Source organism: Alcaligenes sp. AB3 (genome assembly GCF_031844565.1).
Lineage (GTDB): Bacteria > Pseudomonadota > Gammaproteobacteria > Burkholderiales > Burkholderiaceae_B > Alcaligenes > Alcaligenes faecalis.
The window spans coordinates 90,405-103,402 of record NZ_JAUZVM010000001.1 but is presented as its reverse complement, the minus strand read 5'-3'; the positions used below and the strand labels follow the sequence as shown (position 1 = coordinate 103,402).

Here is a 12,998-nt window from a genome sequence, read left to right as displayed (position 1 = left end):
CCTGCTTTCGTATTTTGCTGTTCTGGCCCGTAAAAACCTTTTGCTGGCCTTAACGAGCTGGCACCAGGCGGCTGGGCAACCAGCCTGCCAAATGCTGCAGGGCCAGCCGTCCCAGACCTTCAATCCATTGCGGATCGTCATTCAGGCACGGAATGTAATGGAATTCACGACCGCCCTCCTCCAGGAACGCATCACGGCATTCCACCTGGATTTCTTCCAGCGTTTCCAGGCAGTCGGCCAAAAATCCAGGGCACACGGCATCCACACGCCCTACACCCTGTTTGCCCCACTCACGCAACGTGGGTTCGGTATAGGGTTCCAGCCAGCGCTGAGCGCCAAAGCGACTTTGAAAAGCCATGTGCACCTCCACGGCAGGCTCATCAAGTGCGGCACGCAAGGCATTGGCCGTTTCGCGACAATCTCGGTAATAAGGGTCACCCAGTTCCACACAGCGCCGTGGCAAGCCGTGGAAACTCAATAGCAGGCGCTCTGGCTTGCCATGCTCGTCCCAATAACGGCGTATCTGCGCCGCCAGCGGACCTATGTAGTCCGGGTGCGTGTGGTAGCGCTTCAGGAAACGAAGCTCGGGCTGATTGCGTTGTTTGCCCAGATGCGCAGCGACACAGTCAACCGCAGTGGCCGTGGTGCTGGCCGCATATTGCGGATACAGGGGCAGACTCAAAATTCGCTCGCAACCCGCTGCTTTCAATTTATCCAGCCCACTGGCAATGGACGGGTTGCCATAACGCATGCCCAGTTCCACCTTCACATCATGACCTTGCGCTTGCAGCAGCTCCTGCAAACCATCTGCCTGCGCCTGGCTGTAAACCAGCAAGGGCGCGCCTTGCGGCAGCCAGATGTCCTTGTAACGCGGCGCCAGCTTGCTGGGGCGGCGCGGCAAGATGAACAGACGCAGAATAATCTGCCAGACCGGCTGCGGAATCTCAATGACCCGGGGATCAGACAGAAACTCACCCAGATAGCGACGAATGGACGCAGCATCGGGCTGGTCCGGCGTGCCCAGATTGACCAGCAAGATACCGATGGGTCCGGCCTCGCGTACCGGAGCCTGATCATTGAACATATCGGCGTCCTGCGCTTCGGGCAAATAAGGAGAAGCAAACAACTTGGGCATGATGATTAGTACGTTAGACAGCCAGATTGCCCTCAGCCCAACAGCAGGCCGAAGGTCCATCCCTTAACTGGCAGAGTGATGGCTCAGGGCATTGGACAATAGCCGGGCCGTAATGTCCACGATAGGAATCACACGATCATACGCCATCCGCGATGGCCCGATCACACCCAGCGTGCCCACGACCTTGCCATCCACGCCATACGGCGCAGTAATGACGGACACATCGTCCAAAGGCAAAAGCTGGGAATCCCCGCCTATATAAATCTGTACGCCATCGGCCTGGCTGGAAACATCCAGCAGGTGCAACAGATCGGTTTTTTTCTCGAACAGGGAAAACAGGCGGCGCAAACGGTCCATATCCGCCACCATTTCCGTCACGTTCAACAACTTGCTTTCTCCAGCGATCACTACGGCTTCTTCACTATCGGGCTGATGGCTACCCACATCCACCGCTTGTTGCATCAGGCGCGAAATGTCCGCCTGCAAGGAGCTGAGTTCCTGCGACAAGGCCAGCTTGACCGACTCGAAGGACATGCCCGAGAAATGCTGATTGAAGAAGTTGCTGGCCTCAACCAGCTCCTGCTCCAGATAATCGCGCGGCACGAACAGAATGCGGTTTTGCACATCACCATCCGGAGTGACGATAATCAGCAACACCCGCTTGTCGGACAGGCGGATGAATTCAATCTGCCTGAAGGTCTGCGCTTTTTTCGGCGCCAGCACCACACCGGCAAACTGAGACAGATTCGACAGCAAGGAAGCGGCAGAACTGACCGCGCGGTTAGGCTCGTCAAAAGGCAGATACTGACTAAGGTTGCGTGCATCCGGCCGCTCGAAACGCTCGGCAGCCAGGAGACGATCCACAAACAGGCGGTAGCCCTTGGGCGTGGGGATACGCCCCGCCGAGGTATGGGGGCTATGAATCAGGCCCAGGCCTTCCAGCTCGGCCATCACATTACGGATTGTGGCCGGGGAAAAATCAAAAATGGTCGATAAGGTGCGGGACCCTACCGGCTGACCATCGGCGATGTAACGCTCGATCAGCACCTTCAACAAGGCATTTGCTCTGTCATCCATGTCGCGTACGTCACTTAAAAACACCAGCTCTGCATGATAAAGGGGAGAATCTTACAGCCAAGCCTAGAGTGGCAACTCTATAATCCACTGATCGTCATTATTTCATTAATCATAAGGTTTTCGCCCCATGCATTTCAAAACGGTTGCCATTGTTGGCAGATACCAGGACTCCGGCTTGGATGCGCCCATCCGATCGCTGGCCAACACCCTGGTCAACACTGGTTGCTCGGTGCTGCTTGAGGCCACAACCGCCCAGAATGCCGGTATTACCGAATTTCCCATCGGCGATTATGCCCAAATTGGCGAACGCGCCGATCTGGCAATCGTCATGGGCGGGGACGGCACCATGATAGGCGCTGCCCGCGAATTAGCCCACAGCAAAGTGCCCCTGATCGGGATTAACCATGGCCGCCTGGGTTTTATTACCGATATTCCCTTGAATGACGCCAACGAAGCCTTGCTTAGCGTGCTCAAAGGCGAGTATGACGTTGAAGAGCGCTCCATGCTGGAAGGCCGTGTGGTGCGTGACGGGCAAGTGCTGTATTCAGGCGTGGCCCTGAACGATGTGGTCATCAACCGCGCCGGTCGCGGTGGCATGATCGAGCTGCGCGTCGAGCTCGATGGCGTATTCATGTACCGCCAGCGTTCCGACGGCCTGATTATCTCCACTCCCACGGGTTCGACCGCTTATGCGCTGGCTGCCAGCGGTCCCCTGCTGCACCCTTCCCTGAAAGCCTTTTTGCTGGTGCCCGTAGCACCGCAAACCCTGTCGAACCGCCCTATTGTGCTGCCCGACACAGGCACCCTGAACCTGACCATTACGGCGCTGGGCCGGGTGGAATCGGGTGGCAGCGTGCACTTTGACATGCAAACCTGGTCCGACTGTCAGCAGGGAGACCGCATTGATGTGCGTCGCTCCCAGGACACCATTCGCTTTATCCATCCCAAGGGCTACAGCTTTTTCTCCACCCTGCGTCAGAAGCTGGGCTGGAACCATATCCCTTTGCCTAACGACGAAAACGAATAAACCCCTATGCTCCGTACCCTGCACGTTCGAGACTTTGTCATCGTGGATCAAGCCACGATTGATTTCGACACCGGCTTCACGGTTTTTTCCGGGGAGACCGGCGCTGGTAAATCCATCCTGATTGACGCGCTTTCCCTGGTTCTGGGGGCACGTGGCGATGCCAAAGCCATCCGCGAAGGCTGTGCTCGCACCGAGGTCAGTGCACACTTCGATTGCGAACAAGACATTCAGGGCTGGCTGAGCGAGCGTGACTTCGATGTCTCGGACGAGCTGATCTTGCGTCGCCTGATCGACCAGCAAGGTCGCAACCGCAGCTACATCAACGGCAGCGCAGCAACCTTGACCCAGTTGCGCGAGCTGGGCGAACTGCTGGTGGATATTCACGGCCAACACGCTCATCAAAGCCTGATGAACCCTCAAAGCCAGTACGATCTGCTCGACAGCCAAGGCGGTCATTTGCCCCTGGCACGCCAGGTGGCCCAGTCCTGGCAGCAATTGAGCCAGGCTCGCAAAGCCGTCGAACAAGCCAGCCAAAGTGCGGAGCAAGGCAAGCGCGAGCAGGAGCGCCTGGAATGGCAGATCAACGAGTTGTCCAGCCTGAATCTGCGCGCAGGTGAGTGGGACCAGCTGCAACAGGAACACACCCGCCTGTCCCATGCCCAAGCCCTGATTGATGGCAGTGCGCTGGCCCTGACCGCTCTGGATGGCGAGGAAACCTCGGTACAGCAACTACTGGGCAAAGCCAGCCATGAAATGAGTGCCCTGCTGCGCCATGACCCTGGCCTGCAAGCGATTGTGGATGCGCTGGAGTCCGCACAAATTGCTGTCACCGAAGCGGCTTCGGACCTGAACAGTTACTTGAGCGATATGGAACTGGACCCCGAACGCCTGGCGCAGGCAGAAGAACGGGTGTCCGCCATTTTCAGTGCCGCGCGCAAACTGAAAGTGGCGCCCGAAGAACTGCCCAGCCTGCTGGAAACCTGGCAGGAACAGTTGGCACAATTACAGCAGTCTTTTGATCTGGAAGCCTTGCAAGCCAAAGCCCGGCAAGCGGAAAAACACTATCAGGAGCTTAGCGGCAAGCTAAGCACGGCAAGACGCAAAACCAGTGTGCAACTGAGCAAACAGGTTAGTCAGGCAATGCAATCCATGGCCATGCAAGGCGGTCGCTTCGAGGTCGCCCTGACCGCGTGCGCGCCTCAAGTTCACGGCGTGGAACAAGTGGAGTTTCTGGTGGCGGGTCATGAAGGCGTCACACCTCGTCCACTGGCTAAAGTGGCTTCTGGTGGTGAGCTGGCGCGAATTTCCCTGGCGCTATCGGTTATCGCCAGCCAGGCGGCTCGTGTACCTACCCTGATTTTTGATGAAGTGGATACGGGCGTGGGCGGCGCCGTGGCCGAAGTAGTGGGACGTTTGCTGCAAGAGCTGGGCGCACGCCATCAGGTTCTATGCGTGACCCACCTGCCCCAAGTGGCAGCCTGTGGCAACCATCACTTGAAGGTCGAGAAAACGACTGAGCAAGGCCAGACTTTTTCCTCTATCCGTCCGTTGATGCAAGACGAACGCGTGGACGAAATCGCCCGTATGCTGGGTGGTCTGGAAATTACGCAAACTACGCGTGAACATGCGCGGGAAATGCTGGCACGTCAGCAATAAACGCTTTTGAAACGCAAGCTAAACCACCAGCGCCTGTGGCGGCTGGTGGTTTTTTGTATCCAGTTGTGAGGCCCGGTGGCCTGGATCTGACTGTTCTTTGAATTTTCAGGATGCCGCCCTGGCTATCCTGCCCCCAATCATCAGATCCCGCGCCTGCGGGCCAGCTACAACAGGATTAACTACGCAAAACGGGCTTGGCCTGCTTGCCCGCTTCCGAGCACTTGGGGCAAATGCCGTACAGCAGCATCGTATGGCTCTCCAGCACAAAACCGTGGTCTTTGGCGACCTGGTGCTGGCGGGCTTCGATATTGCTGTCGGTAAACTCTTCAACAACGCCGCAGTTGGTGCAAATCAGGTGATCGTGGTGATCGCCATCATTCAGTTCAAAAACGGCCTTGCCGCCATCAAACTGGCTGCGCACCAAAATGCCGGCCTGTTCGAACTGGGTCAACACACGGTAAACCGTGGCCAAACCAATATCGACCTCTTCGGCAATGAGCAGACGGTATACGTCTTCAGCGCTCAGGTGGCGTTGACCGTCCTGATCGGAGCGGCGAAAAATATCCAGAATCTTCAGGCGCGGAAAAGTCGCCTTAAGCCCCATGTTCTTCAGTTCATTTTGATCGTTCATGGCTAAATTATCGCATCTTGATGGGGATGGATCTCAAGTCCGTTCTGGTTGAAAACCAGCTCGTCTTGAGGCGGTTCAATGCGCAATTCATGCGCTTTTTCCTAAACCCTTATATGATAACGATTTTATTCCTACTGGGGCATTTCGTGCAGAAGAAGGCCAATTCATTCACTCCTGTCATCCGCGCCATACTCGCAGCCAGCCTGGCTGCCGCCGCCCTGAGCGCCTGCGGATCCTCTAAATGGGGCTTCCCGTACCGCGCCGACATTCAGCAGGGGAACTGGATCACTGCCGAGCAAGTGGCCCGCCTGCAACCGGGGATGACTCGCGAACAGGTTCGTTATCTGTTGGGTTCACCGACCTTGCAAGACATTTTCCACGCCGACCGCTGGGACTACCCCTACCTGAACCAGCCTGGCTACGGCAAGAGCGAGCAACGCACCTTCACCGTCTGGTTTGAGGGCGACACCCTGGTTCGCTGGGAAGGTGACGAGCAACCTGACCGCCAGCCTTTCGAACGCAGCGACACGGGCAAGAAACACACCCCGCCCCCAGCTGACGCCGACCAAGCTGCCCCAACACCCAGCGTGAGCGGCAACCAGCCTACGCTTTAAGCTTTACGTTAAGGACACCGGATACATGCGCATTGCCATTGCTGGCGCAGACGGCCGTATGGGCCGTATGCTGATTGAAGCTGTTTTGAACAGTACCGACCTGACACTGGCCGCCGCCCTGGACCACAGCGGCTCCAAAGCCATTGGTCAGGACGCAGGGGCCTTTTTGGGTAAAGACACAGGCATCAAGGTTACGGACGATTTGAACGCCCTGGCCCAGGCCGATTGCCTGATCGACTTCACCCGTCCTGAAGGCACCATGGCTCATCTGGACGCCTGCGTGCAGCACGGCACCCGTCTGGTCATTGGCACCACCGGCTTTTCCGAAGCAGAGAAACAACAGATTCTGGCGGCTGGCCGCGAGATTGCGATTGTCTTCGCTCCGAACATGAGCGTGGGCGTTAACGCCACGTTGAAGCTGATTGAAATGGCGGCAGCCTTGCTGAACCAGGGCTACGACGCCGAGGTGTTTGAAGCTCACCACCGCAACAAGGTGGATGCGCCATCAGGCACTGCCCTGGCCATGGGTGAAGCTATCGCCAAAACCTGGGGCGAATCTCTGAATGATGTCGCTGACTGGGCCCGTCACGGTCACACCGGCGCTCGTCAGGATGGCCGCATTGGTTTCTCCGTAGTTCGTGGTGGCGACATTGTGGGCGACCACACCGTATTTTTCTGCGGTGAAGGCGAACGCATCGAGATCTCGCATCGCTCCAGCAGCCGTGCCGGTTATGCCAATGGCAGCCTGCGTGCCGCCCGCTTCCTGGGCGATAAAAGCACTGGCCTGTACAACATGCAGGACGTGCTGGGCCTGTAAGTTCCTGACTTGCAAACGCTCTGATCAAAAGCCGGCTTTCGAGCCGGCTTTTTTTATCTCCGCTTAACAGAGCCTCCTCCTGTTGGACTACTTTCCTAAAGTGGCGTGCTGGATTGATCTGGCCAGCACCTATTCCTTTGCCTGTGTCCCTGCCCTTTACCTTGTTTTGTCCTTTACCGGTCCTTTCATCTCCTGCCCCAGCCTTGGTCCAGTGCGTCCCGTCTTGCCCCTTCCCGCCTCGCCTCACCGCAACAAAAACAGTTCCAAGCTCACCAGTAAAACTGCACAACCAGTCCTGAGCCGGGCCTGAAAACTGCCCCTCCCCGCGCTACAGCGGCTTCCCCCCTTAAGTCGCCCCCTTGCCACATTTCCTCGCCCCCCCCGTTTTCCCTGCTTGACGCAGAAAAAAATATCACTAATATGTCAGTTGGATATTTAAAGAATAAACCTTTTCCGCAGGAGACAACCGACATGATGAGCGAACGCCAACGCAAGTTCCGAGAGGACTACAAATCCAATATCAGCCCCGCCTACAACGGCATTGTTCACGTTGTTGTGACCTACATCGTGGGTCTGGCAGCGATTTACTACAGCATCACCCAGCTAGGCCCGGTAGGTTGGGAATGGCTGATTGTGATTCCCGTTTTTCTGGCGGGTAATTTTGTTGAATGGGCCATGCACCGTTATGTGATGCACCGACGCATCAACATCATTGGTTTGCGGGAAATCTACGAACGCCACACCCGCCAGCATCACCAGTACTTCACTGACAACGAAGCCACGATTGATTCCAGCAAGGAGTTCCGGATTGTGTTTTTCCCCTGGCGCGTTCTGGCAACGCTGGGCGTAGGCGGCGGGATTCTGGGCTGGCTGGCTGCCACCATCATCAACCCCAATGCAGGCTATTTTGTGTTCATGACCATGGTGGCGCAGTACCTGGTGTACGAGGCCTTTCACTACTGCTGTCACGTGCATGAGAACAGCTTCGTGCGCAATATGCCCTTCATCAACACCATTCGCCGCCACCATACGGCCCACCACAATCAGGGCATCATGATGAAGTACAACATGAACCTGACTTTCCCCATTGCGGACTGGGCCATGGGCACCACGGATCTGCGTCGCGGCCTGCTTGGCCACCTGTTCAATGGCTATAGCGAAAAGCACGTCAAGGAAGAACTCAAGCCCATCATCCGCCGCTTCCGCTTTGAGGATACTGGCGACACCACGGACGGCCCGGCCCTGAAACAAGAAGAGGCCCACGCCCTGGAGCGGGGCCTGGCCTAGCCAAGACCCTGACTCTGTATTTACAGGCTGGAAATCAGAGTGGTGCGGGCGAGTTCTTCAATGTAGTCCATCAAAAGGTCCAGGCTTTGACCCGCCTGGTCCATATCGCCCCCGGCAATGGACATGGCCAAGTTGGCATGCAGTCTGCCCATCTCTGTTAAATCCGGATTCTGCTGATAGTGACAGAACCAGAAACGGCGAGACAGACCATGGGTCAGACGCATCGCTGCCTCGGCAAACTCATTGCGAGCCGCCTCGATTTCCAGCTCATTCAACCGTCGATCTGCCCGGATAAAACTGACTTCATCGTTCTGGGTGGCGGCTTCCAGGAAAGCATCATGCAAGCTCTTGAATTGCTCGCGCTGATCTCGTGTCGCCCGTTTGGCCGCACTACGGCAGATCAGACGTTCGATCTCCCGTCGCGTCTCGATCAGCCGCAACTGCTTGGGCATGTCCAGCTCTGGAATCAACAGCCCGCGCTGCGGCAAGACCAGCATCAAATGTTCGCGTGCCAGCCGTTGAATGGCCTCCCGAATCGGCGTGCGGCCAATCTCGAACATCTGGCTCAAGGTCAGCTCGGACACAATGCTGCCCGGCGGCAACTTCAAGGTAATGATGGCTTCTTCCAAACGCTCGTAAGCAATGTCCGTAAGTTTGGGCTTGGGTTCCGTCAAGGCCTTGATATCCAAGGCCTCATCGTGAGCCTGCCCTTTTCCCGCTACCTTCCGCTTGCTTGTGACCATGCTAAGCCTGCCTTTAAAACGCAGCGTTTGCTGCTGACACCCCAACTCTGACGCCTGCCCTGGCCTTGCAAGTACACGGCCGGAGCTGGGCAACAGCCTCATATCTTAGTTGTATTTATCTACTCCAGGAAGCCACATGAGCATTGCCTGCGATTCAAAACAAGCGGCCATCATTGCCGTGCATGGGATTCAGGGCACCCATCGCAGCTGGTTGCCAGTAGTCCAAGCCAGCTCGAATTTGATGTCCTGGCACACCCCGGACTTACGCGGCCGAGGCGATGCCTTTCGCGGCTCCAGCCAGGAAGATTACGGGCTGGACGGCTTTGTACACGATCTACTCGCCAGCATTCAAGCCTTGCCTGAACACACGCCCTATGTACTGGCAGGCTGGAGCCTGGGCGTCTCAGTGGTGCTGCAAACCTGTCTGACTCTGATGGACGAACAGGCCCCACTACCGCAAGCCCTGCTGTTGTTATCGGGCACAGCCAGCCTGAACCAGACTCAATGGTTCAAGGCCCAGGACACGCCTGCCTTGCTGCAAGAAATTGCAGAGCGGGAACAACGCCTGGGCCTGCTTGAAGCCGCCGGTCATCAGGACGTGGCCTGGACCTGGCTGGCGAATCGACATCACGACCTGTACGCACAGCTACCCCGTATTTCCCTCCCCTCTTTGATCATCCATGGCGAGCAGGATCAGGACTGCCCCATTGAGCACGCCCACCTGTTGGCGCAGGCACTGCCGCAAGCCACCTTGCACAGCCTGCCTGATGCGGGCCACAGCATTCTGGGCTCGCACACTGAACTGATCGCCTCATTGATAGACCCCTTCTGCTCACTACACACCGCAAGGACTTCCGTATGAACAAACATGTTTTCTTTTGCCCACCGCCCCGCACCTTGATGGGACGCGGCTGCCGCCATGAACTGCCTGCCTTGATTGCGCACTTGGGCTGGCGTCGCGGCTTATTGATTACCGACCGCTTTTTCACCATTCAAACCACCTGGGTTCAGGACCACATCGCCGCCTGTAGAGAGTTGGGGATTGAGGTCGTGGTTTTTGATGGTGGCGAGCCAGATCCTTCCACCACCTTATGCGATCAGGCCACGCTGCAATTACGTGCCCACCTAGCCGATCACCCTATAGATTTCGTATTGGCTTTGGGCGGCGGCAGCAATATAGATCTGGCCAAAGCCCTGTGTCTGACTGTCCCCACCGGGGAGTCCATACGCACCTATAGCGGCACCTGGCCAGCACACACCCAGCCCCTGCCCTTGATCGCCTTGCCCACCACCTCCGGCACAGGATCAGAAGCAACACCGGGCGCCATTCTGGTCGACCCCGACAATGCCACCAAAATCGCCGTCATGGGCAATGCGCTGCGCCCCGCCATTGCGGTTATCGATCCGGAACTCAGCGATAGCTGCCCACCGCGCGTCACTGCCGACGCCGGTATTGATGCCCTGACCCACGCAATTGAATCCTTCGTGACCCAGGACGCCAGCCTGTTTGATCGGGGCGGCAGCCCGGACCCTGGTTATAGCGGCCGATCCAGCCTGACCATGATGTTTGCGCGCGAGTCCATACGCCTGTGCGGCCAGTACATGCTGCGAGCCTATCGCGACGGCACGGACACCGAGGCCCGTGATGGCATGGCCAGCGCCAGCTACTATGCCGCCCTGTCCTACGGCACGGCGGGCCTGAACGCGGTGCATGGTATTGCCTACGCACTGGCAGGTTTGACGCATCAATCCCACGGCACTACCAATGCGGTGCTGCTGCCCTACGTTCTGGACGAGCTGCGCGAAACCCGTGCCACCGAACTGCTGGAAGTCGCCCAACTACTGGGCATGCCAGCCGGCCAACCGGAAGACACCTTGCTGGCGCTGCCCGCCCATGTGCGTTCACAGGTGGAGCTGTTGGACATCCCCTCTGACCTGAGCCAATGCGGCGTGCAGGAGCATCAGCTGAAACGCTTGTTGAGCGATGCCCTGCAAGTGAGCCGTCTTGCCAAAGCCTTCCCGGTTGCAGACTGCGCCAGCGCCTATCAACGCATTATTCAACACGCTTTTGAAGGCACTTTAGCCGGAGCAATCACCCACAATTAATTAGTCAGCTAAGTACATACCATTATTTAATCTTAAAATAAATACCACTAGTATCCATGTAATATATCAGTAGAAGAAAAAAGCCTGCCTTGGCCTGACGGCAGGTCACTTATACATAAAACCCGCCACAAGAGCGGACCAACAGGAGACACCAATGACAGCCGTATCCCCCAATGTGGCCAATCGCCTGGAGCGATTACCCATGACACGCTATCAACGCATGCTGTTCGGTATTATCGCGACCGCCTGGTTCTTTGATTCCATGGACCTGGGCATCATGACTTTTGTTTTAGGTTCCATCAAAGCAGAAATGGGGCTCAGCACCGCACAGGCGGGGATGCTGGCCAGCTCCAGCTTTTTAGGCATGTTTTTGGGAGCTGCCATTGCGGGCATGCTGGCAGACAAATACGGGCGCAAACCCGTCTTTCAATGGAGCATGATTTTTTGGGGCGTAGGCAGCCTGGCCTGTGGCCTGTCCCAAAACGTCGAGCAGTTGATGGCGTTTCGGGTGCTGCTGGGGTTTGGCATGGGGATGGAGTTTCCCATCGGCCTGGCCATGGTCTCGGAGATTGTGCCCGCTAAAAGTCGCGGTCGATATATTGCAATTCTGGAAGGCTTCTGGCCGCTGGGCTTTATCAGCGCCGGGATTCTGACATATCTGAGTCTGGACTATATAGGCTGGCGCGGGATCTTCATTGCCCTGTCTATCCCTGCCCTGTTTGTGTTTGTGATTCGCCGCTGGGTTCCTGAATCCCCCCGCTGGCTGGAAGAGGCAGGCCACAACGACCGCGCCGAACAGGTCACGACGGCTTTTGAACACAAAGTTATTCAGGCCAACGGCGGCCAGGCTCTGCCCTCTCCCCTGCCTCCCACCCCTTGCGAGAAGCTGAAACGTGGCGCGCTGTTTGCCCAGCTTTGGCAAGGCCAATACGCCCGTCGCACCCTGATGTTGTGGATGCTGTGGTTCTTCTCCTTGCTGGGCTACTACGGTCTGACCACCTGGCTGGGCGCACTGCTGCAACAAGCCGGATATGAAGTCACCAAGTCCGTTACCTACACCATTTATATTTCTTTGGCCGGTATCCCAGGCTTCATCTTCTCGGCCTGGTTGCTGGAGAAATGGGGTCGCAAGGCAACCATGGTCTTGATGCTGTTCGGTAGCGCCGGCTGTGCCTTTATCTATGGCCACGTCGCCACCAGTCAGGCGCCTGTTGCTCAACTGATTGGCGCTGGTTTGTGCATGCAGTTCTTCATGTTTGGCATGTGGTCGGTTTTGTATGCCTACACCCCCGAGCTGTACCCCACACGCACACGCAGCACAGGCGCCGGCTTTGCCTCTTCCATTGGCCGACTGGGTTCCTTGTTCGGACCGTTGCTGGTGGGCTTTATCCTGCCCTGGACCGGGCATTCAGGCGTTTTCACCTTAGGCGCTATTTCCTTCTCCATTGCTGCTTTGGTGGTGATCGCTCTGGGCGTGGAAACCAAGGGGCGTTCGCTGGAGGAAGTTTCGGCTTAAGACACTGATTCAATTGATGATTGGTTTATATAAAATCCAGTACAACCCCGTGCCGGTTGCATCAACCGACACGGGGTTTGTACTTCTAAAAAGCTAAGCCAGCTTGCCAATAGCATGCTGAGTCCAATTTGCCTGAGCCGACTTATCCAGGCCCTGATTAATCAAATTCGGCGAAAACACCGTTTTTCCAAACGGCAACTACATACTCAGGCCAAACCCGGTATACAAACCCGTATTTTTACTGGCCAGGTGTTTCCATAATTCGCATTTCATTCAAGAGCAGGCCTGGAAACTACAATCTCTTCTAGCATTTCAAAATATATATAATTTGAAATACCAAACATAAGAAAATCAGATAAAACCCCTACCAGTACAAACCGGAGACGCTA

At 56.6% G+C, this 12,998-nt stretch carries 12 protein-coding genes; 8 read left to right on the top strand and 4 right to left on the bottom strand.

Annotation, left to right across the window (positions count from 1 at the left end; all coding sequences use genetic code 11):
• Positions 1 to 49: 49 nt before the first annotated feature.
• A complete protein-coding gene (hemH, locus tag Q9R35_RS00450; RefSeq protein WP_045930281.1) occupies positions 50 to 1,135 on the bottom strand; it encodes a ferrochelatase in 1,086 nt (361 codons plus the stop codon).
• 63 nt (positions 1,136 to 1,198) lie between these two features.
• On the bottom strand, positions 1,199 to 2,212 hold the full coding sequence (gene hrcA, locus Q9R35_RS00445; RefSeq protein ID WP_009459549.1) for a heat-inducible transcriptional repressor HrcA: 1,014 nt from the start codon (positions 2,210 to 2,212) through the stop codon (positions 1,199 to 1,201).
• Between the two features lie 127 nt (positions 2,213 to 2,339).
• Between hrcA and Q9R35_RS00440 the strand changes: the two genes are divergently transcribed.
• Positions 2,340 to 3,239, top strand: a complete 900-nt coding sequence (locus tag Q9R35_RS00440; RefSeq protein WP_042488463.1) for an NAD kinase — start codon at positions 2,340 to 2,342, stop codon at positions 3,237 to 3,239.
• 6 nt (positions 3,240 to 3,245) lie between these two features.
• On the top strand, positions 3,246 to 4,895 hold the full coding sequence (gene recN, locus Q9R35_RS00435; RefSeq protein WP_311219173.1) for a DNA repair protein RecN: 1,650 nt from the start codon (positions 3,246 to 3,248) through the stop codon (positions 4,893 to 4,895).
• A 175-nt stretch (positions 4,896 to 5,070) separates the two neighbouring features.
• Here the strand turns inward: recN and fur are convergent, their stop codons facing one another.
• Positions 5,071 to 5,526, bottom strand: coding sequence for a ferric iron uptake transcriptional regulator (gene fur / locus Q9R35_RS00430; RefSeq protein ID WP_042488469.1), 456 nt, complete (start codon positions 5,524 to 5,526; stop codon positions 5,071 to 5,073).
• Positions 5,527 to 5,672: 146 nt separating this feature from the next.
• On the opposite strand from fur, the gene Q9R35_RS00425 reads away from it, so the two are divergent.
• The 3 genes from Q9R35_RS00425 to Q9R35_RS00415 all read left to right on the top strand — a co-directional run bounded on the left by Q9R35_RS00425 (position 5,673) and on the right by Q9R35_RS00415 (position 8,244).
• On the top strand, positions 5,673 to 6,140 hold the full coding sequence (locus Q9R35_RS00425) for an outer membrane protein assembly factor BamE (protein WP_233249480.1): 468 nt from the start codon (positions 5,673 to 5,675) through the stop codon (positions 6,138 to 6,140).
• A gap of 25 nt (positions 6,141 to 6,165) precedes the next feature.
• On the top strand, positions 6,166 to 6,957 hold the full coding sequence (gene dapB, locus Q9R35_RS00420; RefSeq protein ID WP_086068412.1) for a 4-hydroxy-tetrahydrodipicolinate reductase: 792 nt from the start codon (positions 6,166 to 6,168) through the stop codon (positions 6,955 to 6,957).
• 471 nt (positions 6,958 to 7,428) lie between these two features.
• Positions 7,429 to 8,244: a sterol desaturase family protein gene (locus Q9R35_RS00415; protein ID WP_042488474.1), complete on the top strand. Its 816-nt coding sequence runs from the start codon at positions 7,429 to 7,431 to the stop codon at positions 8,242 to 8,244.
• Positions 8,245 to 8,264: 20 nt separating this feature from the next.
• Here Q9R35_RS00415 and Q9R35_RS00410 read toward each other — a convergent pair whose 3' ends face one another.
• Positions 8,265 to 8,987, bottom strand: a complete 723-nt coding sequence (locus Q9R35_RS00410; protein WP_045930285.1) for a GntR family transcriptional regulator — start codon at positions 8,985 to 8,987, stop codon at positions 8,265 to 8,267.
• A gap of 136 nt (positions 8,988 to 9,123) precedes the next feature.
• Between Q9R35_RS00410 and Q9R35_RS00405 the strand changes: the two genes are divergently transcribed.
• From Q9R35_RS00405 to Q9R35_RS00395, 3 genes are all read left to right on the top strand, one after another.
• The gene (locus Q9R35_RS00405; protein ID WP_311219172.1) at positions 9,124 to 9,849 is read left to right on the top strand and encodes an alpha/beta hydrolase; all 726 of its coding nucleotides are present in this window, start codon (positions 9,124 to 9,126) and stop codon (positions 9,847 to 9,849) included.
• Positions 9,846 to 11,093 carry an iron-containing alcohol dehydrogenase gene (locus Q9R35_RS00400; protein ID WP_311219171.1) on the top strand — a complete coding sequence of 416 codons (1,248 nt, stop codon included), beginning with the start codon at positions 9,846 to 9,848 and terminating at the stop codon, positions 11,091 to 11,093. The genes Q9R35_RS00405 and Q9R35_RS00400 overlap by 4 nt, the downstream gene beginning before the upstream one ends.
• A 154-nt stretch (positions 11,094 to 11,247) precedes the next feature.
• Positions 11,248 to 12,609: an MFS transporter gene (locus Q9R35_RS00395; RefSeq protein WP_042488489.1), complete on the top strand. Its 1,362-nt coding sequence runs from the start codon at positions 11,248 to 11,250 to the stop codon at positions 12,607 to 12,609.
• The last annotated feature ends 389 nt before the right edge of the window (positions 12,610 to 12,998 follow it).